The 26548-nt window shown below is 62.4% G+C and carries 21 protein-coding genes; 13 read left to right on the top strand and 8 right to left on the bottom strand.

The window, feature by feature from the left end:
• Window positions 1–506 precede the first annotated feature (506 nt).
• Window positions 507–941, top strand: a complete 435-nt coding sequence (locus AWB68_RS07670) for a MarR family winged helix-turn-helix transcriptional regulator (RefSeq protein ID WP_087643743.1) — start codon at window positions 507–509, stop codon at window positions 939–941.
• 65 nt (window positions 942–1006) lie between these two features.
• On the opposite strand, the gene AWB68_RS07665 is transcribed toward AWB68_RS07670, so the two are convergent.
• Window positions 1007–1780 carry an enoyl-CoA hydratase gene (locus AWB68_RS07665; protein ID WP_087643742.1) on the bottom strand — a complete coding sequence of 258 codons (774 nt, stop codon included), beginning with the start codon at window positions 1778–1780 and terminating at the stop codon, window positions 1007–1009.
• A 552-nt stretch (window positions 1781–2332) separates the two neighbouring features.
• On the opposite strand from AWB68_RS07665, the gene AWB68_RS07660 reads away from it, so the two are divergent.
• On the top strand, window positions 2333–4270 hold the full coding sequence (locus tag AWB68_RS07660) for a bifunctional sugar phosphate isomerase/epimerase/4-hydroxyphenylpyruvate dioxygenase family protein (RefSeq protein ID WP_087643741.1): 1938 nt from the start codon (window positions 2333–2335) through the stop codon (window positions 4268–4270).
• 64 nt (window positions 4271–4334) lie between these two features.
• Here AWB68_RS07660 and AWB68_RS07655 read toward each other — a convergent pair whose 3' ends face one another.
• Window positions 4335–5231: a fructose bisphosphate aldolase gene (locus tag AWB68_RS07655; RefSeq protein ID WP_087643758.1), complete on the bottom strand. Its 897-nt coding sequence runs from the start codon at window positions 5229–5231 to the stop codon at window positions 4335–4337.
• A 494-nt stretch (window positions 5232–5725) separates the two neighbouring features.
• On the opposite strand from AWB68_RS07655, the gene AWB68_RS07650 reads away from it, so the two are divergent.
• Window positions 5726–6766, top strand: a complete 1041-nt coding sequence (locus AWB68_RS07650; RefSeq protein ID WP_087643740.1) for a rod shape-determining protein — start codon at window positions 5726–5728, stop codon at window positions 6764–6766.
• 147 nt (window positions 6767–6913) lie between these two features.
• Window positions 6914–8197 (top strand): hypothetical protein, encoded by a 1284-nt coding sequence (locus tag AWB68_RS07645; protein ID WP_087643739.1) that lies wholly within the window; start codon window positions 6914–6916, stop codon window positions 8195–8197.
• Between the two features lie 165 nt (window positions 8198–8362).
• On the opposite strand, the gene benD is transcribed toward AWB68_RS07645, so the two are convergent.
• The 5 genes from benD to catA form a co-directional block, all read right to left on the bottom strand.
• Window positions 8363–9139 (bottom strand): benzoate diol dehydrogenase BenD, encoded by a 777-nt coding sequence (gene benD, locus AWB68_RS07640; protein WP_087643738.1) that lies wholly within the window; start codon window positions 9137–9139, stop codon window positions 8363–8365.
• Window positions 9136–10158, bottom strand: coding sequence for a benzoate 1,2-dioxygenase electron transfer component BenC (gene benC, locus AWB68_RS07635; RefSeq protein ID WP_087643737.1), 1023 nt, complete (start codon window positions 10156–10158; stop codon window positions 9136–9138). Before benC ends, benD begins: the two co-directional genes overlap by 4 nt.
• Window positions 10159–10198: 40 nt before the next feature.
• A complete protein-coding gene (gene benB, locus AWB68_RS07630) occupies window positions 10199–10687 on the bottom strand; it encodes a benzoate 1,2-dioxygenase small subunit (RefSeq protein ID WP_087643736.1) in 489 nt (162 codons plus the stop codon).
• On the bottom strand, window positions 10684–12042 hold the full coding sequence (locus AWB68_RS07625; protein WP_087643735.1) for a Rieske 2Fe-2S domain-containing protein: 1359 nt from the start codon (window positions 12040–12042) through the stop codon (window positions 10684–10686). Before AWB68_RS07625 ends, benB begins: the two co-directional genes overlap by 4 nt.
• A gap of 111 nt (window positions 12043–12153) precedes the next feature.
• Window positions 12154–13089 carry a catechol 1,2-dioxygenase gene (gene catA / locus AWB68_RS07620; RefSeq protein WP_087643734.1) on the bottom strand — a complete coding sequence of 312 codons (936 nt, stop codon included), beginning with the start codon at window positions 13087–13089 and terminating at the stop codon, window positions 12154–12156.
• A gap of 175 nt (window positions 13090–13264) precedes the next feature.
• Between catA and AWB68_RS07615 the strand changes: the two genes are divergently transcribed.
• The 9 genes from AWB68_RS07615 (at window position 13265) to AWB68_RS07575 (ending at window position 26254) form a co-directional block, all read left to right on the top strand.
• Window positions 13265–14188, top strand: coding sequence for a LysR family transcriptional regulator (locus AWB68_RS07615; protein ID WP_087643733.1), 924 nt, complete (start codon window positions 13265–13267; stop codon window positions 14186–14188).
• A 105-nt stretch (window positions 14189–14293) separates the two neighbouring features.
• The gene (locus AWB68_RS07610) at window positions 14294–15421 is read left to right on the top strand and encodes a muconate/chloromuconate family cycloisomerase (RefSeq protein ID WP_087643732.1); all 1128 of its coding nucleotides are present in this window, start codon (window positions 14294–14296) and stop codon (window positions 15419–15421) included.
• Window positions 15422–15509: 88 nt separating this feature from the next.
• Window positions 15510–15788, top strand: coding sequence for a muconolactone Delta-isomerase (gene catC, locus AWB68_RS07605; RefSeq protein ID WP_087643731.1), 279 nt, complete (start codon window positions 15510–15512; stop codon window positions 15786–15788).
• A gap of 16 nt (window positions 15789–15804) precedes the next feature.
• Complete coding sequence (locus AWB68_RS07600; protein ID WP_087643730.1) at window positions 15805–17016, top strand: benzoate/H(+) symporter BenE family transporter; 1212 nt, start codon at window positions 15805–15807, stop codon at window positions 17014–17016.
• A 441-nt stretch (window positions 17017–17457) separates the two neighbouring features.
• Window positions 17458–18750, top strand: a complete 1293-nt coding sequence (locus AWB68_RS07595) for an ATP citrate lyase citrate-binding domain-containing protein (RefSeq protein ID WP_087643729.1) — start codon at window positions 17458–17460, stop codon at window positions 18748–18750.
• Between the two features lie 41 nt (window positions 18751–18791).
• Window positions 18792–21497 (top strand): CoA-binding protein, encoded by a 2706-nt coding sequence (locus AWB68_RS07590; RefSeq protein ID WP_087643728.1) that lies wholly within the window; start codon window positions 18792–18794, stop codon window positions 21495–21497.
• Window positions 21498–21602: 105 nt separating this feature from the next.
• Entirely contained in the window at window positions 21603–22970 is a 1368-nt protein-coding gene (locus AWB68_RS07585; protein ID WP_087643727.1) for a 2-hydroxycarboxylate transporter family protein, read from the top strand.
• A 67-nt stretch (window positions 22971–23037) separates the two neighbouring features.
• A complete protein-coding gene (locus AWB68_RS07580; protein WP_087643757.1) occupies window positions 23038–24900 on the top strand; it encodes a sensor histidine kinase in 1863 nt (620 codons plus the stop codon).
• Window positions 24893–26254 carry a sigma-54-dependent transcriptional regulator gene (locus AWB68_RS07575; protein ID WP_087643726.1) on the top strand — a complete coding sequence of 454 codons (1362 nt, stop codon included), beginning with the start codon at window positions 24893–24895 and terminating at the stop codon, window positions 26252–26254. The genes AWB68_RS07580 and AWB68_RS07575 overlap by 8 nt, the downstream gene beginning before the upstream one ends.
• A gap of 28 nt (window positions 26255–26282) precedes the next feature.
• Here the strand turns inward: AWB68_RS07575 and AWB68_RS07570 are convergent, their stop codons facing one another.
• The gene (locus AWB68_RS07570; protein WP_087643725.1) at window positions 26283–26489 is read right to left on the bottom strand and encodes a hypothetical protein; all 207 of its coding nucleotides are present in this window, start codon (window positions 26487–26489) and stop codon (window positions 26283–26285) included.
• Window positions 26490–26548 lie beyond the last annotated feature (59 nt).

The following is a 26548-nucleotide window of genomic DNA, read 5'->3' as shown; positions in this document are numbered from 1 at the left end:
ACCGGTCAGCTTACGATGAGCCCGAAAGCGGACATTTGAACTTGGCTAAAAGCGGACATTACAACTTAGCCGCTACATGATAAAAAGTTGATAAATTACGTTATGTCAATTTATAGATTCGAGCTACCGAGCGACCACGGAGTTGTCCAACGCCTGGGGATCGCGAGCCGGTAGCCAAGCACGATCATTCCTGCTGGCAGTGCCATACCCGCAACCCTGAGCACGCGTCCGACCCCACGTGAGCCGAGGACTCGGGCCAAAGCAAAATATGCGTAGCAGCCAGTGGCGCCGCGAGACAACGCCGCAGTGACTATCTCAGCATCCGCAGTGCGACCGCACCGAAACTTCACGGCATCCCGATGCCGTGGAATAGACGATCACGTCGGCGCACACCACCACCCTCACCCGTCGTCCGATACGACTTGTGCTAACATTAAACTTCGCATACGAACTAACTTCCATCGAAGACGCTCCATCCTCGGAAGCGCAACAGGTGAGGTTGAAACATGGATCATCGGCTTGTCTATCTGCTCAATGTGGGCCAACGGCGCCTGAATCGGTGGTCGCAGGCTCGGACAGCCGCAGGCGGAGTAACCGCAGCGCAGGCGGGGCTGCTGTTCTTTCTCGGGAAAAACGACGGAGCCCTCACAAGCGAGGCGGCTGCTGCGCTCGATCTCAAGGCGCCGGGAATGAGCGGGTTGGTCGATAGAGTCGAGCGGGCCGGTCTGGTTGAACGCCATTCGGACGAACTCGATCGACGCGCATCGCGACTTTGGCTAACGGCCGCAGGACGCGCCGCACTGAAGCGGGCGAAGTCGGGTCTTGCCGAGTTGAATGCCCGCATGACGGAGGGATTTACAGAGTCGGAGATCGACGTGGTTGGACGCTGGCTGGAGAGTTTGCAGGACAAGTTTCCCGACGTCGATGAGGAAGCCACATAAGGGCACACGTGAAAATGGCGGCACCGCCGTGCCGCCATTCTGCCCGGCGGTGTATGCCGGTCCAATCAGCGCGCAATCTTCGTGAAGTCCGGGCGGCGCTTTTCGGCAAACGCCAGGAATGCTTCTTTCGCCTCCGCGCTTGCGAGTCGGTCGACGAATACGGTGCTTTCCTGGTCCATCTGGGCTACCAGTCGCTCCGCGTCGCGCATGAGCCGTTTCGTTGCCGTCAGTGACCCGTAGGGCCTGGTGGCAATCTTCCCGGCAATTCGGCGCCCTTCCGCATGCAGTTCCGCAGCGGGCATCAACCGGTTTGCAATGCCCCAGGCAACCGCAGACTCAGCCGAAACCGGTTCGCCAAGGGCGAACATTTCGAATGCCCTGACATGTCCAATCCTTAACGGCAGAAGATAGCTTGAGGCGGCCTCCGGAACCAAGGCCAGATTCACGAAGGGGGTCATCAATTGCGCCTCCTCGGACAACAGCACGTAGTCGCAATGGAGCAACATCGTCGTACCGATTCCGACCGCCTTACCCTGCACAGCGGCTACGACAGGCACTGTCGCGTTGGCCAGATTTCGAAGAAAGCGGCTTACGTGGCGTTCCTGTGGAATGTCGCCCTGGGCCTGCCTGGCGAATTCCGCGAGATCGTTGCCGGCCGTGAACGTGTCTCCATCAGCCTGAATCAACAACGCGCGAACTTCATCATCGACATTTGCCCGCTCGACGGCATCCGCAAGCGCGGCATACATCTCGTTTGTAATGGCATTCATTTTTCCTGGCCGCGAGATCGTTACGACCAGCACGCCATTTGCAAGTTCTGCATTTACTTCCGGATTCATTGGCTCGCCTCCTAAGAATTGCTCAGGCTAACTACGGGTATGCACGCCTGACGCGTTAGAACGTAGATTAACGTTCGCATGCGAAGTATATAACATTCGCATGCGAAGTAAACATCTCTATTGTTGACGAGACGTACGTATAGAACTGGGTAAGCCACGATGGCCGCCGCTGCATTCGCCGGATGACGTTACAGGAGTGCCCCGATGTCGACGACAGGAATGTTCCCTCTTATTGAACCGTCGAACGCGAGCGGCGTTTCCGTCGACATGCTTCCCCATGTAACATGGAATGCAGAGGTTTCCGCACGCAGCGTCACTGAGTATCAATGACTTGAACCTGCCCGAACGCGCGCTCGGCACTTGGCCTATGCTTGACGGCGAACACACAAGTTGGTGGATTGTTGCGCGGCAACAATCGCAATGATCGGCAAGCGCCATCCTTGATACAACTTGCAAGGGCGCTCGGCGCCTCAGGGTTTCCACGCACGCGCAACGCACGCCACACGCCGGAACGCCAGCAACGACACCAACATCGACACTGGAAAAACGATCATGCGCCGAACCATTGCTACCGTGTCACTCAGCGGGACGCTGCCCGAAAAGCTCGAGGCTATCGCGGCCGCGCGCTTCGACGGCATCGAACTCTTCGAAAACGACTTCGTCAATTACAGGGGCTCGGCTGCGCAAGTGCGGGCGATGGTGGCCGATCTGGGCCTGACCATCGACCTGTATCAGCCGTTCCGCGATTTCGAAGGCATGCCCGAGGCGCAGTTCCAGCGCAGCCTCGACCGCGCCGAGCGCAAGTTCGACCTGATGCAGGAACTCGACGTATCGATGGTGCTGTGCTGTTCGAACACGTCGCCGCTGACGATCGACGACCCTGAACTCGCCGCCGCGCAATTGCACGAACTCGCCTCGCGCGCCGCGTCCCGCAATCTGCGGATCGGCTTCGAGGCGCTCGCGTGGGGCCGCAAGACGAACCTGTACGGTCAGGCATGGGACATCGTGCGACGCGCCGACCACCCGCACCTCGGGCTCATTCTCGACAGCTTTCACACGCTCTCGCTGAAGGACGATCCCACCGGCATCGCCGATATCCCCGGGCACAAGATTTTCTTCCTGCAGATGGCCGACGCGCCGCTGCTCTCGATGGACGTGCTGCAATGGGCGCGGCATTACCGCTCGTTTCCCGGCCAGGGGCAGTTCGACATGGCAAACTTCCTCGAACAGGTGCTGCTGGCGGGCTATACCGGGCCGCTGTCGCTGGAAATCTTCAACGACGTGTTTCGCGAGACGCCCAACCGTCGCATCGCCGTCGACGCGATGCGCTCGCTGCTCTACCTCGAAAGCCAGGTGCGCGGCAGCCTGGAAGCGCCCTCGGCGCAGGACAGCAAGCCGGACCCGACGAAGTACGCGGAGCAACGCGAACGCGTGCTGCAACGCATTGAACTGTATAGCCCGCCGCCGCTGCCGGATATCGCGGGGCTTTCGTACATCGAGTTTGCCGCGGACGAAGCATCGGCGGAAGCGTTCGGCAAGCTGTTGCAACGACTGGGCTTTCGCCGCGCGGGAAAGCATCGCTCGAAGGCCGTCGTGTTGTACCGGCAGGGCGAGATCAACCTGATCGTCAACGCTCAGCCGAACTCGTTTGCGCGCGCTCGTTTCGAAACGCATGGACTGTCCGTATGCGCGCTCGCCGTGCGTACCGCGGATCCCGAACGCGCCGTTGGCCGCGCAACCGCGATGCATTCGAAGCGCTATGACGGTCCCGTGGGACCTTCCGAGCAGCATGTTCCCGCGATCGTTTCGCCGGGCGGCAGCCTGGTCAGTTTCGTGTCGTCGGATCTCGGACCGAACGGACTCTACGAGGCCGATTTCGTGCTCGACGACGCGCCCGAAGGCACCGCGCCCGGCGCCGGCCTGGAGCAGATCGATCACGTCGCGCTCGGGCTCGCCGTCGACCAGTTGGATACGTGGATTCTGTTCTCGCGAGCGGTCCTTGGGCTGGAGCCGGGCGAGAGCCTGGAACTGGCCGACCCGTTCGGCCTCGTGCGCAGTCGCGGCCTGGCGAACGCGGACCGAAGCATGCGTCTCGTGCTCAACGTCTCCCCGGGTCAGAGGACGCGCACCGCCCGCACGGTCGCGGCCGGCGGCGGAGTGACCTTCCATCACATCGCGTTGAACTGCAACGATATCTTTGACACCGTGGCGCGAATGAGGACTAACGGCGTGCGTTTCGTGCCGATATCGGAGAACTACTACGACGACTTGCTAACGCGCGTCGACCTCGATCAAGACCTGCTGACACGGATGCGAAGCGCCGGTGTCTTGTTCGACCGGTCCCAGGCCGGCGACTACTTCCACATCTACACCGAGAGCATTGACGACGGCCTGTTCTTCGAAGTGGTACAGCGAGTGAACGCATACGATGGATACGGCGCCACCAATGCGCCGGCACGGATGGCGTCGCAGGCTCAGGGCACGGCGTAGGTGAACGACGCGCAGGAACTCGCGGCAATGAGGCCGGACAGATGGCCTCATTGCCGTCGAACCGTCAGACCTTCTTGACGGACGCGTCGTAGATTTCGTCGATGGATTCCTTGAGCGTCGAATTGAACTCGTCGTCGCTCATCGGTTTTTTCAGCTCGTTGATAAGCGCGCGCGAGAAGCTCGCGATCATGCCGTGGTTCTCGGCAAGGCGCTTGCACGCATCGCTGCGCGTATAGCCGCCCGACAGCGCGACCACGCGCACGACCCGCGGATGCTCGATCAGCGGACGATAGAAATCCACCTCGTCAGGGATGGTCAGCTTGATCATCACCTGGCTCGATTCGGGCAGCGCGTCGAGGCCCTTGAGCAACTCATCGCGCAGGATCTTTTCCGCGCCCTTCTTGTCCGGGCTCTTGATCGACACTTCGGGTTCGAGAATCGGCACGAGACCGTGTCCGATGATCTGCGCGCCCACTTCGAACTGCTGCTTCACCACGGCGGCGATGCCCTTCTCGTTCGCGTGCTGGATCACCGAACGCATCTTCGTGCCGAAGATGCCGAGCTTGACCGCGCGTTCCAGCAGCGTATCGAGGCCGGGGTTCGGCTTCATGACCTGCACGCCGTCGGCTTCCGCTTCGAGGCCCTTGTCGACCTTGAGGAACGGCACCACGCCCCTTTCTTCCCACAGGAACGCAGGCACCGGCTTGCCGTTCGCCTGACCGTCCATGGTGGCTTCGAAGAGAATCGCGCCGATCACCTTCTCCCCCGTGAACGCGGGCGCGGTGATGATGCGTACGCGCATTTCATGCATCAGCTTGAACATCTCGGCGTCGCCGTTGTAGGCGTCGTCCGGAATGCCGTACTGCCTTAGCGCGCCCGGCGTCGAACCGCCGCTTTGATCCAGTGCGGCGATAAAGCCCTGCTTCTGCGCCATTTGTGCCAGCATCTTATCGTTAGCCACGAACATTTCCCTCCTCAAAGTCAACCACCGGAACGCGCGCGAGCACGGTCCGGGCTCTTGATTTACTGGTTCTCAGACGCGACTCGACGCTTGGGTTCGAGGCCCGTTTCGGCGACAGCCTCGATCACTTTCAGCCTGTTCCATTCGAGCGCGATCAAACTCTCCCGTGTGTCCGACGTCATGGCTGGCACCTCGCGCACGGCCAGCATGCCTGATGCTGACGCCCTGCTTCAATATCCGGAGGTTTGACTCCGGCTCCCATTCGACGGCCCAGCCATGTCTCCCATTATAGTGACATGCCCGTCGGCTGCGAACGGTGCCCCCGCGCACACGAGGTCTTGCGTCATGACGAGCCAATAAAAGCGACGTCTCACGCCAGAGCGAGTACTGGATAGCCCGGCATGTGAAGTAGCGTCGCCCGATCCGAAACTGCTATTCTTCCCTCTTCCGACCGCCGTATGGTCGCACCGGGATCAAGCGAGACAGGATTTCGAATGGTCGGTTTTCTACGCTACTTTTCCAGCGATCTGGCGATCGATCTCGGTACCTCGAACACACTGATCTACATGCGCGGCAGGGGGATCGTCCTCGACGAACCGTCCGTCGTGTCGATTCGTCAGGAAGGCGGCCCAAATGGAAAGAAGACCATTCTGGCGGTCGGCAAGGAAGCGAAGCAGATGCTCGGCAAGGTGCCGGGCAACATCGAGGCGATCCGCCCGATGAAGGACGGTGTGATCGCCGACTTCGACATCACCCAGCAGATGATCAAGCAGTTCATCCGGATGGTACATACGCCCCGGTTGTTTGCGCCGGCGCCGCGCATCATCATCTGCGTGCCGTGCGGGTCGACACAAGTTGAACGCCGTGCAATAAGGGAAGCTGCACACAGTGCGGGCGGGTCGCAGGTCTACCTGATCGAAGAGCCGATGGCCGCCGCAACGGGCGCCGGCCTGCCGGTGTCCGAAGCGACCGGCTCGATGATCGTCGACATCGGCGGAGGCACCACCGAAGTCGGCGTCATTTCGCTTGGCGGCATCGTGTACAAGGGCTCGGTGCGCGTCGGCGGCGACAAGTTCGACGACGCTATCGTGAACTACATCCGCCGCAACTATGGCATGCTCATCGGCGAACAAACCGCCGAAGTCATCAAGAAGGAAATCGGCTCCGCGTTTCCCGGTTCGGAAGTCAGGGAAATAGAAGTGAAGGGGCGCAATATGTCCGAGGGCATACCGCGCGCCTTCACGGTCTCCAGCAATGAAATCCTCGAAGCCCTCACTGATCCGCTGAACCAGATCGTCTCGGCGGTCAAGATCGCGCTCGAACAAACGCCGCCGGAACTCGGCGCCGACATCGCCGGGCGCGGCATCATGCTCGCGGGCGGCGGCGCGCTATTGCGTGATCTCGATCGCCTGCTCGCCGAAGAAACCGGTTTGCCGGTGCTCGTCGCCGAAGGCCCGCTGACCTGCGTCGTACGCGGCTCGGGCATGGTGCTCGAACGCATCGAGAAATTCGGCAGCGCCTTTTCATACGAATAGCGTGGCGGCAGAGGAACAACGCATGGTTCGCATCGGCCAGATGTGCGCGCGAGCGAACCTTGGCCTTGACATCAAGCGACGAAACCTCAACATCGCCTCGTCTATAATCGCAACACCAGTCTCAAACCATGGCAGGAGCCCAATTTCATGAGTCAAGCGCGCGAGCGATACTCGGGAGCTCGTGACAGCGGCCAACGCCAACCGCGTCACGCAAAAAAATCGCCGGCCAACCGACAGGGTCAACCTTATGCGAAGGGGCCGCCTGCTCGAGACCCGGCTCAGACCGCTTCCATTTTCAAAACGCGATCGTTTCAGTTGCTGGTCGCGGCGGTAGGTGCGGAGAACATTGCGTTAGGGCTGGATTCGAATCTCACGCGAGTGGCCGAACTGATGAAGGGCGAACGGTTCACGCCGGAGACGGCCTTTCACATGGAAACCACGCTTGGGCTGCCGCACGGTTTTTTTGACCAGCCCAATCCTGTGCTCGCGCCGGAAACCATCGCTCGTCTGAAATCGCCATTGGACTTTGTCCAACCGGATGACGAACCAGAAGTCTTATCCGAAACGGTCAAGCCGGCTTCCGACCCAAAAGTCAGCCAACAACCATTATTCAAAGATCGTTTGCCAGAGGAACCGGAAATGCCAAAGAAAGCAACTGGCGGATCGCCGACCGTCGCCCAGAAGAGTAGAAATGCCGCTGTGCAGCCTGGCGCTCGCACCGCTGCAAAGAGCGCTCCGGTGAAGGCCAAGGCTTCTCCAAAGGCGAGTCAACAGCAACCGCTGGCGTTGAATGACAGCGCTGCCGTTCAAAATATCCGTCGTGCCAATCTCCACGTTCTCACCACTCGCAACGGATCGAAAGTGCGGCTTGGCGTGGTCATGGGGCTTACCGGTTCCAACATGGCCCATCGGCTGCATGGCAAGAAACGTATGGACGATGTCGAAGCGAATCGTTTCACGGAGCGCCTGGGTTTGCCAAACGGCTGGCTGGATACGCCGCGTTCGGAGACAGAGATTCCGGAATCCGTGTCCCGCTTGCTTCTTCCTGCTTCGCGCGGCAGGGCATCCGAGCAGGAAGAACGACCGGGCGCGCGTGCGGATGAAAGCGCGCCTGATTCAGCCCGCGCTTCGAGCGAGAAAGAGCCGATTGTCGACAGCCATCAGGACGATCCGGTCACTGAGCTTGCGGGTCCGTCACTTGAAGAAAGCGACACCTCGTTCCCGGCAACGCTCGAACAGAGCCCGGTTGCCGCAGTTTTGCAGCTACCCGCGATTGCCCGCCCCTTAACTTCCGTGACCAGCCTCGAAAACCTTCAAGGTATCGAACCGATAGCCGAGGCGCTGATCAAGACGCTGGCAGGCAAAGCACGCACCGGCCGGTTGGACGAGCTGAAAGCGTTGGAGTTGTTGCAGCAAGCGGTATTGTTGTGAGTTGAGAGTCGGGGGGTAAACAGCAAGGCAGTGTAAAGCCTCTACAGTCCCGCCTCGATCATTGCCGCCGGCGTGTATCCCTGCCCGCGTGCCAGGTGCGAGGAAAATCCACACCGGCGTTTTCAGAAGCTCTGCGGCCACGCCCATACGGCGAGTCGTCGCGCGTCAGCCCGTGTCACCGCCAGCCACTGGCAACACACTGCCGGTGATATAGCTTGCCTCGTCCGACGCGAGGAACAGAATCGGCGCGACTTGTTCATCGATGCTGCCGTAGCGCTTGAAAAAGGTCGATTCAGTGACCTGCTTCACCGCGTCGCCCATCCAGGCCTTTTCCTGCTCGCTGTCGCCGGCAGTATTGCGCGGGACGCGGCGTGGAGGCGCGTCGGTCCCGCCCGGGGCGGTGGCGACCACGCGGATGTTGTGCTCCGCATATTCCATCGCGAGCGACTGCGTGATCGCATTGACCCCGCCCTTGGCCGCCGAATAGGGTACGCGACGGATACCGCGCGTGGCATTCGACGAGACGTTGACAATGGTTCCGCCGCCGCGCTTGAGCAGGTGCGGCAGCACCGCATGGCAGGTGTACAGCGTAGGCATCAGCGAGCGGCGGATTTCCGCATCAATCTGTGCAGGCTCGAACTCGCCGAACGGACGCATGCGAATCGCGCCACCGACACCGTTGATCAGGACGTCGATGCCGCCAAACTTGCTTACCGCAAAAGCCATCGCCGAAGCCGCGCCTTCGTACGTCTCGAGGTCGGCGACGAACCCGGCCGTATCCGCGCCCTTCGCCTCGGCGGCCACTTCAGAAACGAAGTCGGCGCGGTCGACGAACAACACCCGGCCACCCTCGGCGGCCGCCCGCAGCGCGACACTGCGCCCGATGCCCTGCGCGGCGCCGGTGACAACCATGACCTTGCCAGCAAATCGTTGCGTGCTCATGCGGTCACCGGTGCGACGTTAGGAGTGAACTTCTCGTAATGGAAGCTGTTGGGCTTCACGCCGTTATCATCGAAGTGCTTGCGCACGGCATCGACCATCGGCGGCGGGCCGCACAGGTACACGTCGACATCGCCATCGTTCAGCGCCTCGGCCGGCATGTGTTGCGTCACCCAGCCCTTGGCGGGGTGGTTCGACTCCGCCTCGGCCACGACCGTGGTGTAGCTGAAGTTCGGCAACTTCGCCACATACGCTTCGACGGCATCGACCTGCACCAGGTCGAGGTCTCGCGTCACGCCATAAATCAGATGAATCTTCTGCTGCGAATTGGTGCGAGCCAGCACTTCCAACATCGACAGGAACGGTGCCAGGCCCGTGCCGCCAGCAAGGAACAACAAGGGCCGCTCGACGGCGCGCAGATAGAAACTACCCAGCGGTCCGGTCAGCTCCAGCTTGTGGCCTGGCTGCGCGGAGTCGAGCCAGGTGCTCATCACGCCACCGGGAATCCGCTTGATCAGAAAACTGACTTTCGATTGCCCCGGTGCCGACGAGAAAGAATACGAACGATGCTGGCCGCTGCCCGGGACATCGATGTTGACGTACTGGCCGGCCAGGAACACGGGCGCGACAGCATCCACGTCGAGTTCGAGGACGACGGCCGCATCGTTGTGCGGCTCGATCTTCGCCACCGTCGCGGCGAACTTGCTCTGCTCGGTCTTGCATACCGTGGAAGACGCCGGCACTGCAATCACGCAGTCGCTTTGCGGCACCATCTGGCACGTGAGCACGAGGCCACTCTCCTTCTCGTCGTCGCTCAGGGCGTCTTCGATATAGTCGTCGCCCAGATCGTAGCTGCCGCTTTCGGCGCGGCATTTGCAAGTGCCGCACACGCCATCGGAGCAATCCATCGGCAGGTTGATCCTGGCGCGAAAGGCGGCATCCAGGACCTTCTCGCCGGCCTTGCATTCGACGAAGCGGGTCACGCCGTCCTCGAAGTTCAGTGCAATGTTGTAGCTCGACATGTTGTCTCCTCTACTTTCAGTTTCCTGCTGACGCTCGACATCAAACGTGATAAATGTCGAGCACCTGGCGGATGTAATCGTTCTTCAGCACAATTCGCTTGTTGGAAATCAACAAGGCATCGTTGACCTTTCGCAGCGTGACGAACATCGTGCCGAAGAAGAAGTCGGTGGACCTGTACCGGTGGCTGAGCGTGTTGAAGTTGTAGCGCACGTCCACTTCGTTGTCGCGTTCGGCCAGCACTTCCACATTGGTGACGTTGTGGGCGGTCCGCGGCTCAGGCATCGAAGCGCTGCTGCGCTCGGTCTTGATGCGGAACACACGGTCTTCCAGGCCACCGCGATCCGGGTAATACATCAGCGAGATTTGACTCTCGTGGTCGTCGGTAAGCTGGTCGTCGTCGTCCCACGCCGGCATCCAGTAGGTGACGTCCTCGGCATAGCAGGCAAGCCATTCTTCCCATTGACGGTCATCGAGCAGGCGCGCTTCGCGGTACAGCGCGGCGCAGATTGTCGGGTAGTCGAAGCTCATGCCAGTGCCTCCTCTTGTTCCTTCTTCAGTGCCTCGCGCATCACGTGCACCCAGTATTCGTGCTGACATACAAAGAGGCCTTCGTCTTCGCTGCGCTCGCCCGAGATAACCGGCTTGAGACCCATGCGCTTCGCATTCTCGTCCGGGCCATCGACCCACAACGGCGCCCCGCGCGAAAGGTCGTTCCACAACGCAGTGGTGCCGGAATAGGCCACCTGGCAAGCGCGGAACTCTTCGAGGTCATCCGCGGTGCCCATTCCCGAGACGTTGAAGAAATCCTCATATTGACGAATGCGGGTCGCGCGATCGGTTGCGCTCTCGCCCTTGGGGGCAAAGCAGAAGATGGAGACTTCGGTCTTGTCCACGCTTAACGGGCGCACCACGCGAATCTGGGTGCTGAACTGATCCATCAGGAACACGTTCGGATACAGGCACAGGTTGCGAGTCTGGTTGACGATGAAATCCGCCTTGACTTCGCCGACGCGTGCCTTGATCTCGTCGCGATATTGATAGACCGGCCGCACTTCCGGGTTCATCGTCTTGGTCCACAACAGGATGTGGCCGTGCTCGAACCCGTACACGCCCGCGACCGACTTGCTCCAGCTATTCGCATCCACCGCCTTGGTGCCGTCGACCTTGCGCCGGTCCATCGTCGCGGCGTAGTTCCAGTGCACGGTGCTGACGTGGTAGCCGTCGCAGCCGTTTTCCATCTGCATCTTCCAGTTGGCGTCGTAGATGTACGAGGAATTGCCGCGCAACACTTCCAGCCCGTTCGGAGCCTGGTCGACGATCTGGTCGATGATGACCTTGGTCTCGCCGAGGTAGTCCTCGAGCGGGATCGCATCCGCGTTGAGACAGCCGAACAGGAAGCCGCGATAGTTCTGGAAGCGCGCAACTTTTCTCAGGTCATGCGACCCTTGAGTATTGAATTGAATCGGATACTCGGTGGTCTTGTTGTCCTTTACTTTAAGTAGCTTGCCCGCGTTGGAGAAAGTCCAGCCGTGGAACGGGCAAGTGAAGCTGCCCTTGTTGCCATGCTTTTTCCGGCACAGCATCGCGCCCTTGTGTGCGCAGGCATTGATGACCGCGTGCAGTTCGCCGGTCTTGTCGCGAGTGACGACCACGGGCTGGCGGCCAATCCATGTGGTGTAGTAGTCGTTGTTGTTGGGAACCTGGCTTTCATGCGCCAGGTACACCCAGTTGCTCTCGAAGACGTGTTTCATCTCCAGTTCGAACAAATCGGCGTTGGTGAAGATGTCGCGGCGGCAACGGAATACGCCGGCCTGCTTGTCGTCCTGAACGGCGGTGTGCAACAGTTCGTCCAGTTGCCTGGCTTTGTCGATAATGGCGGACATGTGTGCTCTCCCTATGCGGCTCCAGGTATGGAACCCTTGCATTGGCGTCGAATGATTCTTGCGAAGAATTGAGCGGCGGCAGTGTTAAGACCTGGCCGCCGCGTCGAGCGGTTACGCCGTCGCTGATACGCGCAGCCGATGGACAAGCTGGTTGTCCTTGCCCTGAACCAGCGGCGTCAACGCGATGTTGAACTCGATTTCCTTGTATGCGTCTGCCTTCATGCCCAGCGCCGTGCCGCCGTTCTTTTCGACCACGGGCGGAATCAGATCCTCGCGGGTGGCGTAGGCGAAGTCGTCCCAAATCAGCGGGTCGCCTTCGATATTGATTTGCGTCGTCAGCTTGCGGTACTTGTCAGAGGTAACGAAGAAGTGCACGTGTGCCGGACGGTTGCCATGGCGGGCGAGCGTGTCCAACAACTGCTGCGTCGCGCCTTGCGGCGGGCAGCCGTAGCCCACCGGCATCAGCGTACGGAATTCGTACTTGCCGTCGGCGCCCGTCTTGACCGCACCGCGCAGATTGAAGTCGGTTTGCGCGGCGGTCGGGTCGAAGTGCGAATAAAAGCCCTTCGAGTTGGCGTGCCAGCATTCGACCAGCGCATTCGCGACGGGCTTGCCGTCCGGGCCGGTTACGGTGCCGCGGATGACGAGCGGGCCGGAATCCGCGTCGGGGTCGAGGTCGATCTTCGACACGCCATCGCGCTCCGGCGCACCCGCGACATACAGCGGGCCTTCGATGGTACGCGGCGTGCCACCGTTGATGTCGGCTTCCTTGTCGGCGGCATCCATGCGAATGTCGAGATACTTTTCCAGGCCGAGGCCGGCGGCAAGCAACGCCGCTTCGCCGTCCTGGCCGAGCTTGTTGAAATAGTGCACGCCGGCCCAGATTTCATCGGGCGTCATGTCGAGGTCGTCGATGGCTTTGAACAAGTCGCCCAAGAGGCGCTGGACGATCTGCTTGGCGCGAGCATTGCCGTCCTGGCTTCCGAGGTTGGCAGCGGCCGCAAGCAGGTCCTGCACTTCCTTCGTATCGAACACTTTCACGCTCATGTCTGCTCCTGGATCTCTATATTTTGGTGGGGGTTAACCCTCGATTCGGCGCCGGCCTGGATATGCCTGGAAGGTATAATCGGCTGCGAATCAGAGTGTGAATGCAGGATAATGGACGCTGGAAAGCCCCGTCCAACACTGATTTAGTATTGGGCTATATCCAGGAGGTATTGAGATGGAACTGCGGCATCTTCGCTATTTCGTCGCGGTAGCCGAGGAACGCAATTTCACGCGCGCAGCGCAGCGGCTGCATATCGCGCAGCCGCCCCTGAGCCGTCAGATACAACAACTGGAAGAGACGCTGGGCGTACAACTCTTCGAGCGCAACTCCCGGCCGCTCAAGCTGACGGAGACGGGCAAGTTCTTTTATTCGCACGCCGTGCAGTTGCTGGCTCAGACAGCCGAACTCGAATCGATGACGAGGCGCGTGGGTAATATCGAGCGCAGTCTCTCGGTCGGGTTCGTGGGTTCGACCTTATACGGAATGCTGCCGAAAATCATCCGGCGCTTTCGCGACGAGAACACCACCGTCGAACTCAGCCTGCACGAGATGTCTACGATGGACCAGATTCGGGCGCTGAAGGACGGTCGGATCGATGTCGGGTTCGGCCGGATTCGACATGAGGACGCGAACATCCGCCGGGTGATTCTTCGCGAGGAGCAGATGATCGTTGCGCTCCCGGAGGGCCATCCGCTTTCACTCGCCAAGCCCATCCTGGCGCTTCGCGACCTGATCAACGAGACGCTGATCGTCTTTCCGAAGGCACCCCGGCCCAGTTATGCGGACCAGGTGCTTGCCGCATTCAAGGATCGCGCGCTCGAGCCTCGCAAGATATATGAAGTGCGTGAGTTGCAGATTGCGCTGGGTCTCGTCGCAGCGGGAGAAGGAATTTCGGTCGTTCCAAGCAGCGTGCACGGCTTGAAGCGAGACGACGTGAGCTACAAGGAACTGGACGACCCCACGCTGGTATCCCCGATCATCATGAGCATGCGTGCGCTCGACGAGTCGCCGGACATTCGGGAGATGCTTGAACTCATCTATCGGCTGTACGAGGAGGAGCGGACCCCCTACACGGCCCGTACCGACCAGGGACGGTGAGGCCTGCCATACCTCGGGGGTATGACACTAGACGTCAACGGTGTTGGACAGACGATTAGCGGGCGCGCAATACTCCAGCAACCCACCCACTCCGCCAATTCTCCTATGAACGCCCAAATCACCTCCGTCGAAGCGATCCTGGTTGACCTCCCGACCATTCGCGCGCATCAGCTCGCCATGGCGACGATGCAGCAACAAACCCTGGTCATCGTCCGCCTGCGTTCGAGCGACGGTATCGAGGGCATTGGCGAAGCCACGACGATTGGTGGCCTGTCATACGGCGACGAAAGTCCCGAAGGCATCAAGCTCACCCTCGACACTTACCTTGCCCCTGCGCTCATCGGGCAAGACGCGACCAATATCAACGGCGCAATGCTCAAGCTGAACAAGATCGCGCGGGGAAACCGGTTCGCCAAATGCGCGATCGAAACGGCGCTGCTCGACGCTCAGGGCAAGCGCCTGGGCGTCCCGGTTGCGACGCTTCTTGGCGGCGCTGTCCGCAAGACGCTTCCGGTTCTCTGGACGCTCGCGAGCGGCGATACCCAACGCGACATCGACGAAGCGGAAATGCTGCTCGCCGAGCGTCGCCACAATACGTTCAAGCTGAAGATCGGCCGTCGCGGCGTGCGCGATGATGTAGCACACGTATCGAAAATCAAAGCCGCGCTCGGCGACCGCGCCAAGGTCACCGTAGACGTGAATGGGGCCTGGAACGAGGTCGACGCAGCGCTCGGCATCGCAGCGCTCGAGGCTGCGGGCATCGACCTCATCGAACAACCGACGCCACGCGAGCAGCGCGGATCGCTCGCCCGGCTTGCATCGCGATTCATCGTGCCGATCATGGCCGACGAATCGGTGACCGGCCCCGAGGACGCTCTCGAACTCGTGCGCAATTCATTCGCGGACGTGTTTGCATTGAAGATTGCAAAGTCCGGTGGAATCTACGGGATGATGCGGACAGCGGCTATCGCGGATGCAGCCGGTGTGTCGCTGTACGGCGGCACGATGCTCGAGGGCAGCATCGGGTCGATCGCGTCGGCGCACGGCTTCAGCGCGCTTCCGCAACTTGCCTGGGGTACCGAGCTGTTCGGACCGCTCTTGCTGAAAGACGACATCGTGACTGCGCGCCCCCAATATCGGGACTTCGATCTTCACCTGCCGGAAGGACCGGGCCTGGGCCTCCATATCGATGAAGAGAAGCTCGCCTTCTACCGTCGCGACAAGAACCTCTGAGCGCGCGCGGTCAATCCACGATCAACCACCTCGACTTTTCCGTGCCAGCGAACTGGCAGGAGCGTCGCACTTCTTTTGGAAAACAATCATGCTTTATCTGGTGAGAATGGACGTACACCTGCCGCACGACATGCCCGCTGCCCGGGCCGACGAAATCAAGGCTCGGGAGAAGGAATACTCGCAAGAACTTCAACGACAAGGCAAGTGGCAACAGTTGCATCGCGTGGTCGGTGAGTACGCGAACTACAGCGTTTTCGATGTCGACTCGCACGACGAACTGCACACTATCCTCTCGGGCCTGCCGCTGTTTCCGTATATGACGATGAAGGTGACGGCGCTCGCGCGTCATCCGTCGTCGATCCGCTGACGCTGCAGAGAGGAGCATGAAGCGCGACACCGAAGGTGCGGCAGTATCCGCCGCTCCGAAAAGGATCTGGTCCGTATCGGCAGTGACCGCCGGGCTGCTTGCCGTCATCATCTCTTACGCCGGGCCGCTTGCAATCTTCTTTCAGGCGGCACGTACCGCGCATGTTGGCAATGACGTCGTCGCATCGTGGGTCTGGTCGATCTCGATGGGCGCGGCGGTCTCCGGAATCGTTTTGAGCTGGTGGCTGAAGCAACCGATCATAACGGCCTGGTCCGCACCCGGGACTGCCCTGCTCGTCACGGTGTTTCCGGGGATGCCGGTAAGCGAGGCAATCGGCGCATATATCGTCGCCGGCTTGTGCATCCTTTTGCTTGGCGTGTCCGGTTGGTTCGACCAGATCGTGAAGCGCATCCCAAGAGGAATTGCCTGCGCGATGATGGCGGGCATTCTTTTTCAGTTCGGCACCAATGTATTCAAGTCGATTGCGATCAATCCCGCGCTTGCGCTGGGGATGCTGGCGAGTTTCATCGTGTTCCGCCGATGGGCCGCGCACTATTGCCTCATCCTGGTTCTGGTGTTCGGTTGCGCGCTCGCCATGGGGCTCGGCTTGACGAATCTGGGGTCGGTCAGTCTTCACCTCACTCGCCCGGTGTTCACCCTGCCAACCTGGACCTGGCAGTCGATCGTGAGCCTCGCGGTGCCTCTCGTCATTGTCAGCCTGACCGGCCAGTTCTTGCCCGGCTTCGCCATCTTGCGGGCCTCCGGTTATAAGACACCGAGCCGTCCCGTTCTTGTCGTGACCGGCCTGACGTCGATTCTGGTCGCCTTCTCCGGCGGCATAACCATTGTCATTGCAGCAATCACCGCAGCGTTGTGCACGGGGCCCGATGCTCACCGGGACCCGGAGCGCCGCTACGTCGCGGGCATTGCAAACGGAGTCTTCTATCTGGCAGGTGGAACCTTCGCCGGAACGGTGGTCATGCTGTTTGCAGCGCTTCCTAATGCCTTCGTTGCAGTGCTCGCAGGTCTTGCCTTGCTCGGTGCAATCGCAGCCAACATTGTTGGGCTGGTACAGGACGAGGCCCATCGTGAAGCGTCGTTCATCACGTTCATCGCCACGGCCTCCAACATGAGTTTCCTGGGGCTTGGCTCGGCGTTCTGGGGGATCGTGCTGGGAACGTTGGCCCATCTCGTGCTCGGAAGTGCCAGGCGTACGCGCTCCGGATAGCAAGCTTCTACGAGCATGGCTGGCTAAGTGGCTGAAGTCTCAGCCCGTCAAAGTGGCCGATTCCGAGTTTCGGGACCGTCGCCGCGTCTCACGTATAACGCACGTAAAAAAATCAAATAAAATCAATGCGTTACAAACACGTCTCCTTGGCCTGAAATTGGCATGGGGCTTGCGTTATATCCGTGCATAGGCCCTTGAGGCCATCAAAGCGGTCTGCAAGTCCGCACCCAACGGAGACACCACCATGATCCTGCTTCTCCCCGCTCGCGCTGTCGCGCGACGCTAACCCGACCGCACTCGACTCTACGTCCGTCATTCAGTCACCGACCGCCTCGGGCGGCCGGAGGGACACGTGCGTCCAACACATCGCCGGGCACGGCACGCGCCACCCGTCGATATCCACCCGCAAGTCATTCAGGAAGCAACCCGCAAGGAGACGATATGCAAGTCACCGGTATGTTGTACGGCTCAAAACTGCTGCAGTTCGGCGGCTTTCCCACGGCCGAAGTGCTCGGCCCCGATGCAAGCGAAGAACAGATCAAGGCAATGATCGATCGGCATGGCTCCGTGTTCGTGAAGCCGCTGTTCAAGGGCGGCATTGGCAAGAAGGGCAAGGCCGGACTCATCGGACGCGCGAGCGACCTGAAGACCGCGTTGAAGGAAAAGGAGCGCCTGTACTTCGCCGAACACCGGCACGGCAATCAGACCGCCAAGGCCAACGGCGTGACCTTCGAGGGCGCCGTGCCCGCGCAGCACGAAGTCTATTTTTCGATCACCGATTCGACGCGCTTTCGTGCACCCACGATGACGCTCACCCATCACGGCGGCGTCGATATCGAGGAACTCGACCCGAGCATGATCGTGCACGTGCCGTTCGACCCGCTGACCGGCCTCAAGGCGTTCGTGGTGGCGAACGCGCTGTCGCGCCTGAACGCGCCGAAGGAAATCATTTCGCCGCTGGTCCAGCACCTGCCGAAGCTGTGGGAGCTGTATCACAACTTCGGCATGACCACGCTCGAACTGAACCCGATCCGCATGCAGGCCGGCCGCGATGGGCGCCTCACGCCGGTCGCCTGTGACTTCAAATGCGGCTTCGATCGCGACGACGTTCGCTGGCAGCGGCTCGACATCCCCGCGCACGTGTTCTCGGTCGACTACTCCGATTTCGAATCGGAGATCAACCAGTTGCGCACCTACCAGGGCCAGAGCGACGTCTACGTGATCAACGAGCACGGCACCATCCTCGCGCCGACTTTCGGTGGCGGTGCGAATTCGCTGGTGTCGGAGATGCTCGGCGACGACGCGATCATCTCCTCCGACTTCGGCGGCAATCCGCCCTACGAAAAGATGAAGGAAGTGGCGCGCATCTGCTTCAAGCACTGGCTCAGGCAGGCCAATGTGCTGTTCATCATCGGCGGGAAGTCGAACAACACCGACATCTTCGAGACCATGCGCGCCATGGCCGATGCGTTGCGCGAGCATGTCAGCCAACACGGGCCGACGCCGCTCTACGTGGTGATCGGACGCGGCGGCCCGGGCCTCGTGCGCGGCATGGGCGCGATGCGCGATACCTGCGACGCGCTCGGCCTGCCGTACAGCATTTTCGGCTTCGATTCGGACATCAGCGAAGTCATCCAGTACGCGAAGGCCGCGGATGCGTGGATGAAAGCCGGCGGCCGCGAGCAGATCGCCGCGAAGCTCGACGCGCCTCAAGGCGCGACCGCGAAGGCCTGAGCCGCTTACGTCGAAAAAAACGATCAATCTGGAGGAAAGCCATGTACAGGCAAGGTGCAGGAGATTTCAAGTACTACGTCGGCATCAGTTCGCTCGCGCAGGCGGCGAGCCGCGACGACCGCGTCTGCGTGCTGAACATACTCGGCGGCGAGTCGCGGCAGGTCACGCCGGTCGGGCATGCATATTCGGGCGGCAACGTCGTGTTCGGCACGTCGCCCGGACGCCGCGGACAGGTGCTGGAGACGGCGCTCGGCAATATCCCCGTCTATAACAACGTGCTGGAAGGACTGCAGGACGGTCACCGCTTCAACTGCGGCGTGATCTACCTGCCGCCATCGGCTGCACGCGACGGCGTTGCCGAACTGATCCGCGTCAATCCCGATCTCAAGAAGATCTTCATCGTCACCGAAAAGCTGTCGGTGCATGACTCGCGCGAGATTCGCGCGATGGGGCAGCAAAACGGCATCGACATTTTCGGCGGCAACAGCCTCGGCATCGCCGATGCCTGGAACCGCGTGCGCATCGGCGGCGCGCTCGGCGGCGACAGCCCCGACGAGGCGCTCAAGAAAGGCTCGATCGCGATCTTCTCCAACTCGGGCAACTTCACGACGACCATCGCCACCTATCTGCGCATGGCGGGCTGGGGCACGACCACGCTCATGTCGAGCGGCAAGGACGTGTACATCCATTTCGCCGCGCCGGAATTCGCATTCGCACTCGCCAACGACGCGCGCAGCAAGGCGGCCGTGCTGTATTCGGAGCCTGGCGGCTACTACGAACTCGAAGCGGACTTCAGCAAGCCGGTGGTCGCCTGCGTGGTCGGGCGCTGGAAGCAGAAGCTGACGCGGGCGGTCGGCCATGCGGGGGCGCTCGCCGGCGGGAGCGACGACGCCGCCTCCAAGGAACGCTGGTTCATGCAGAAGTTCGGTGTCGACCGGCCATTCACGCCGGACGATCCGGTCTGCAGCGCAAAGGGTGCGCTCGTGACCAACATCGCTCACATTCCGGCGGCGCTCACGGCGGTGATGCGCGAGAACGGCGCCCGGCCGGACTTCGAACCGGAAGGCAGTCTCGCGCTCAAGCCGTGGTTCCGCTCGTCGCAGGGGCTGACGCTGCCGGACGAACTCGACTTGCCCGTCGTCGCCGCGCTGTCGCCGTATGACGCCCAGATCGCCACGTTGAACCAGCAGGTCGGCATCGTGCTGCCGCGCCAGAACATGAAGGACGCGTCGGGCGCTTCGCAGATGGACGCGGGCACCCAGGTCACGAGCCTGCACGGCGTGCCGGTGTTGCAGGCCGCGCAATATTCGCTCGAAGGCAACCTGTGCCTCGCGTTGCTGCACGAACCGGGCGGCGTGAACGATGCCAAGCTGGTGAGCGTCGCCGTCGGCGCGGAGATCAACCTGCACGGCGACGCGACGCTGATCGCGGCGCAGGCCGCACGCGAGGCCGGCAACGCGCCGAACAGCGTGCTCGCGGCGGCGGCGAGCATCGTCGGCCCGCGCCGTGCGGACGGCGCGCGCCGCGCCGCGCGTGCGTTCGTCGAACTGGGCACGGCGGCAGGCTTGCGCGACGCGCTCGACGAGGACTTCGACGTGACGCAACTGAACGCCGATGCCGCGACGCGCGCTTGTCTCACGAGCCCGGAGCCTGACGCAAAGGCCCAGGCGATGCTCGCGGGACTCGCGAAGCGCGAAGCGAAATCGGTGTTCATCCGCTACCTGCAGAGCCTCGACGCTCACCCGAGCGCCGACGCGGTGCTCGGCGCGATCACCACCACGCTCGCGTGGGGGCCGCTGATGCGCAAGCGCGTGTCGCGCGTGACGGTCGAAAACCTGCCGTGGTGGATGCGCCTCATGGGCACCCTGATCGGCGCGTCGGTCGACGCGCGCCGGCACGAACCCGCGCGTTTCTGCGACATCGAGATGGACGCGGTGCTCGGACGCCATTTGCTGACCGAGATCGCCTGTGCCGCCCTGATCGGAGACAAGCCCGATGAAACCGAGCTGTTCGGATTCCAGACACTCGTGGGCCTGCTGCTCACGAACGGACCCGGCGCGATTTCCGCGCAGGGCGCGAAGGGCGCGGTATCGGCGGATGGCCCCGAGACGCCGGAACGCGTGCAACTGAACAAGGCGATGGTCGGCTTTCTCACGCACGCGGGCTATGCGCACGGCGGCAACGGCTTCGAGGGCGTGGCGTTCCTGCTCGAACGTTTCAAGGGCGTCGCCATGAACGATCCCGGCGACCCGTCGCATGGTCTCGACCTGAAGGCGATGGCGGCCGGCTTCGCGCGTGTCTATGGCGAGGAACGGACCCAGCGCAAGGAACTCGGCGCGCAGCAGGCGACGGCCCTGCCCTGCATCAACCATCCGGTGTTCAAGGGCAAGCCGGTCAACGTCGATCCTCGCGAGGCGTTCGTGCGCGAGCGGTTCGAGGCGCGCGGCGAGTACAACGTCTTTCACGACTATTACCGCGCGCTGGTGCAGGCGCTGTACGACGAGAACGTGACGCGCAACGTGTTCGCGGTGAATGTCGACGCGGTGATCGCCTCGGTGCTGCTGAAAATGCTGTGGACGCGCCATCAGGCGGGCGGTTTCCCGACGCAGGCGCTTGAAACGGCGGCCTTCACGGTGTTCCTGTACGGCCGGATGATCGGCTGCGCAGCGGAGATCGACGACCACCTGAATCGCGGCCGCAATCTCGACACGCGCACGCCGCAGGCGGATGTACGATTTGTCGCATGAGCCTTGACGATACGCGCAACATCCACTGAACAGATCAAGGGCCGGGGCGCACTGAAACGCATTGCTGCACTGCGTCACCGGCCTTCAACCACGAGGAGACACTTCGTGCATACCACTTCACAAGCATCGCCGGGCGCGCCTGCGCCCGCGCCGGTTCAGCCACCGCTCATCAAGCCGCGCTTCTGGCCCGAAGGCTGGTGGAAGCTGATGGAATTCCGCATCGGCATCATTCCGTTGCCGGTCTACGTGATCCTGCTCGCGCTGATCGCGGGTTTCGCGGTCACCGGCAAGGTGCCCGGCGAAATCTCGATGGCCATCGCCGTGCTGGCCTTCTTCGGCTTCACCTGCGCGGAAATCGGCAAGCGCCTGCCGGTCCTGCGCAACATCGGCGCGGCCGCGATCCTCGCGACCTTCATTCCTTCCGCGCTGGCCTACTATCACCTGCTGCCCAAACCGATCCTCTCGCTCACGGTCGACTTCACGAAATCGACCAACTTCCTCTACCTGTTCATCGCGTCGATCATCGTGGGCAGCATCCTGAGCATGGACCGCCGCGTGCTGATCCAGGGCTTCATCAAGATCTTCGTTCCGCTCGCGGCGGGCACGGTCGCGGCCGGCATCGTCGGGACGCTGGTCGGCACGGCGCTCGGGCTCGGCGCGCGCCATACGTTCCTCTATGTCGTGGTGCCGATCATGGCGGGCGGCATCGGCGAAGGGGCGATTCCGTTGTCGGTCGGCTATTCGGAAATCCTGCATCTGCCGCAGGGCGAGCTGTTCGCCCAGGTGCTGCCGCCGGTCATGCTCGGCAGCCTCACCGCGATCCTTCTCGCGGGCGTGCTCGACATGCTCGGCAGGCGCTATCCGCATCTGACGGGCCAAGGACGGCTGCAACCCGGCGAAGAGGACGAAATGGACCCGGTGCAGGAGGAGATTCGCGGACACGTCGACGTCTCCCACATCGCGGCGGCGGGCATCACCGCGATCACGCTGTACCTGCTCGGGCTGATGTGCCGCAACCTGTTCGGCCTGCCCGCGCCGGTCGCGATGCTGTTTCTCGCGGTGCTGGTCAAGCTCGCGCGCGCGGTGTCGCCGCCGTTGCAGGAAGGCGCGTTCGTCGTCTACAAGTTCTTCTCGACGGCCGTGACCTATCCGCTGCTGTTCGCGATCGGCGTGGCGATGACGCCCTGGGACAAGCTGATGGCCGCGTTCACGCTGGTCAACATCGTGACGATCGTGGCAACCGTGGTCACGCTGATGGGGACCGGCTTCGTGGTCGGCCGCCTGATGAAGATGTACCCGATCGACACCGCGATCGTGAACGCCTGCCATAGCGGGCAAGGCGGCACCGGCGACGTCGCGATCCTGACGGCGGCCAATCGCATGCAACTGATGCCGTTCGCGCAGATCGCCACGCGCATCGGCGGCGCGATCGTCGTCACGGTGACGCTGATCGTGCTTGCGCACATCGGATGATGCGACGCTGCCGACGGCCCGCGAGGCGCGCCAGCGCTTATTCCTCAAGCGGGAGCACGCCGTGCGCATGAGGTTCCGCGGGATTCCGTTATGGGGCTGGGCGGCCGCAGCCGCGCTGTATTTCGGCGTGGCGGCGGCCGCGGTCGAACTGGCATGGGACCGTTCGATCGATGCGCTCGCGGAACTCGGCTCGCATCGGCTCGACCTTTACGCCGCGAGCCTCAGGAGCGAACTCGGCCGCTACGAGACGATGCCCCTGATCGTCGCGCGGCAGGAAAGCGTGCGCGCGTTGCTGAGCGACGTGCCCGATCCGCCGCCGGGACTTCTGCAAACAGTGAACGACTACCTCGACGCGGTGAATCGCGAGGCAGCCAGTGTCGCGGTCGACGTGATCGACCTGCACGGATCGGTGATCGCCGCCAGCAACTGGAACCGGCCGGACAGCTTTGTCGGCACCAACGTGTCGTATCGGCCGTATTTCCAGGACGCCCTTTCGCATGGCTCGGGGCGCTTCTTCGGCATCGGCACGAACACCGGCATGCCCGGCCTCTATTTCGCGAGCGCGGTGCGCGAGGGGGGCGTCGCGATCGGCGCGACGGCGGTCAAGGTGAGCGTCGATGCGCTCGAATCCGCGTGGCGCACGCCGGGCGAGGCGGCCATGGTGATCGACGGCAACGGCGTGATCGTGATTTCCACCGTCCCGGCGTGGAAGTTCATGGCGGTGCGGCCGATTGCGCCTGAGCAGCAGAGCCAGATCCAGGCATCGCGCCAGTATGCGGGCCGCAGCGTGGAGTTGCTGCCGTACCGGCGCCTCTCCGACTGGGGCACATCGGCATGGTTTGCGCGCTTTCCCGACTGGGTTCATCCCGGCCGCGAGCGGCGCTATCTGGCGATGTCGCGCGCAGCCCCGCAGGCGGGCGATTCGATCATGGTCCTGCTCGACGTCGCAGGCGCCCGGCATCAGCAGCAGATCGCGCTGGCGTTCGTCACGGGCGCTTTCCTGATCGCCGGGCTGTATGGCCTGTATGCGATCCAGCGCCGCCGCGCCATCGCCGAGAAGCTGAAAGGACAGGACGCGTTGCGCAGCGCCAATGAGCGGCTGGAAGTGACCGTTGCGCGGCGCACGGCCGCTTTGCGGGAGGCCAATGAACGAATGCAGCAGGAGATCGTCGAGCGCACGCGCGCCGAGCAGTTGCTGCGCGATTCGCAGCAGGAAGTCGTGCACGCCGGGAAGCTGGCGGTGCTGGGGCAAATGGCGGCGGGGTTGACGCACGAGCTGAACCAGCCGCTGGTCGCGATCAAGACGCTCTGCGACAATGCCCGCACGTTTTTCGAGCGCAACCAGCCGGCGCCCGCGATCGGCAACCTCGAACGGATTTCGCGCCTCGTCGACAGCATGGCGGTGCTCACCGCCGAGCTGAAGACCTTCGCGCGCAAGCCGGATTTCGAGCGGGTGGCGGTGTCGCTGGGCGAGGCGGTCACGCATGCGGTGCTGATCTACGAAGCCCGCATTCGCGACGAACACGTGCAACTCGACGTGCGCATCCCGGCGGGCACGACGATATGCGCCGAGCCGAGCCAGTTGCAGCAGGTGATCGTCAACTTGCTCGGCAATGCGCTGGATGCCGTCGCCGAGCAGGAGAAGCGCATCATCGCCATCGAAGCCCGCGCGCCGGACCCGCACGGCCGCGTGCTGTTCACGGTCGCCGACAGTGGCGCCGGCATTGCGCCGGAGGTCCTCGCGCATCTGTTCGAACCGTTCGTCACGACCAAGCCGCGCGGACACGGACTCGGCCTCGGACTGGCGATCTCCTCCCGTCTGGTCAACGGGTTCGGCGCGCGGATCTCGGCCGTCAACCCGCCCGAGGGCGGCGCACAATTCAGCATCGAATTCGCGGCGGCAGCGCCGCAGGGGGAAGCGAATGAGTGATGAGATCAGCGTCGTCGTGGTCGAGGACGACGAGAACGTCCGCCTCGGCGTCGAACAGGCGGTCGCGCTGGCGGGGTTCCCGGTGCGCGCCTACGGATCGGCGGCCGTCGCGCTCGCGGAGGCCGCGCCGGGTGCGCCGGTCGTCTTCGTGTCGGATGTGCGGATGCCGGGCATCGACGGCCTGCAATTGCTCGAACGCGTGCTCGCGATCGATGCGCAGATTCCCGTGGTGCTGATCAGCGGCCACGCGGACATCGCGACGGCAGTCGGCGCGATGCGAACCGGTGCGTACGACTTCATCGAAAAGCCTTTTTCATCGGATCACATCGCGAGCCGCGTTGCACGCGCGGTCGAGAAGCGGCGTCTCACGCTCGAAGTCGAGGGCTTGCGCGCGGCGCTGCACAACTGGCGGGGGATCGAGGGGCTGGTGCTCGGCAAGTCGCCGGCGATCGTCGAGGTTCGCCGCAAGATCCTGCGCCTTGCCGATACGTCCGTGTCCGTGCTGATCACCGGCGAAACCGGCACGGGCAAGGAGCTGATCGCGCGCGGACTGCACGACTTCGGCAAGCGGCGCGATCATCATTTCGTCGCGCTCAACTGTGGCGGCCTGCCCGAGCAGCTTTTCGAGAGCGAACTGTTCGGCCACGAGGCCGGCGCGTTCACCGGTGCGATCAAGAGCCGCACCGGCAAGATCGAATGGGCGAATGGCGGCACGCTGTTTCTCGACGAGATCGAAACCATGCCGATCGCGTTGCAGATCAAGATGCTGCGTGTCCTGCAGGAACGTCAGGTGGAGCGGCTGGGCACGAACGAAGCGATCCCGGTCGATTGCAGGATCGTGGCCGCGTCGAAGGCGGATCTCGCCGAGCTTTCTACCGACGGGCGGTTCCGCGCGGACCTGCTCTATCGGCTGAATGTCGCGGAGATCGAATTGCCGCCTTTGCGCGAACGCCGGGAAGACGTGCCGCTATTGTTCGAGCACTTCGTGCTCGCCGCCGCGCTTCGTTTCGGACAGTCGGCGCCGATCGTGTCGGCGGCGCAGGTCTCCGAGTTGATGACGCATCAGTGGCCGGGCAATGTGCGCGAATTGCAGAACGTCGCGGATCGCTTCGTGCTCGGGCTGGCGGGCGACAGCCTGTTGCCGGCCGCTGGACAAGGAAGCAAGAGCGGCACGCTCGCGCAGCAGCTTGCGAATTTCGAATGCATGCTGATCGAGGACATGCTGCGGCGGCACAACGGGAATGTGGCGGAAGCGAGCGCGGAACTCGGGATGCCGAAGAAAACGCTCTATCACAAGCTGCGCCTGTTGAAGATTCCGGCGCGCGATGCGCAAAGCGAAGGCGTCGGCAGTTGAAGCGGCTTTAAGCGTTTGAAGCGGCTGGTCACTCGCGCGCGTTCTTAGGACCACGGCCGCCCGACTTCGGCTCTTCCGGTTGCGGATCGCGTCCGCGCTCCGTCGGCGCCCTCGTACAGGCATCCGGCGGCGTCTCATAGGTCACGTCGTTGCAGCAGCACGCATAGATCGGAAACCCGTACGCATTCGTGCCGATGATCTTCGTCGGCCCATGCAACGGGCATACGGCGTTCATATTCCCTCCTGAAGCTCGTGATCGATCGTGTCGAGCCAGAAGCAGGCGTCTTTCGTCCG

The organism is Caballeronia choica, from assembly GCF_001544535.1.
GTDB classification, from domain to species: Bacteria; Pseudomonadota; Gammaproteobacteria; order Burkholderiales; family Burkholderiaceae; genus Caballeronia; species Caballeronia choica.
Note: the sequence above shows the minus strand (reverse complement) of the source record. Positions and strands in the feature narration are given on the sequence as shown.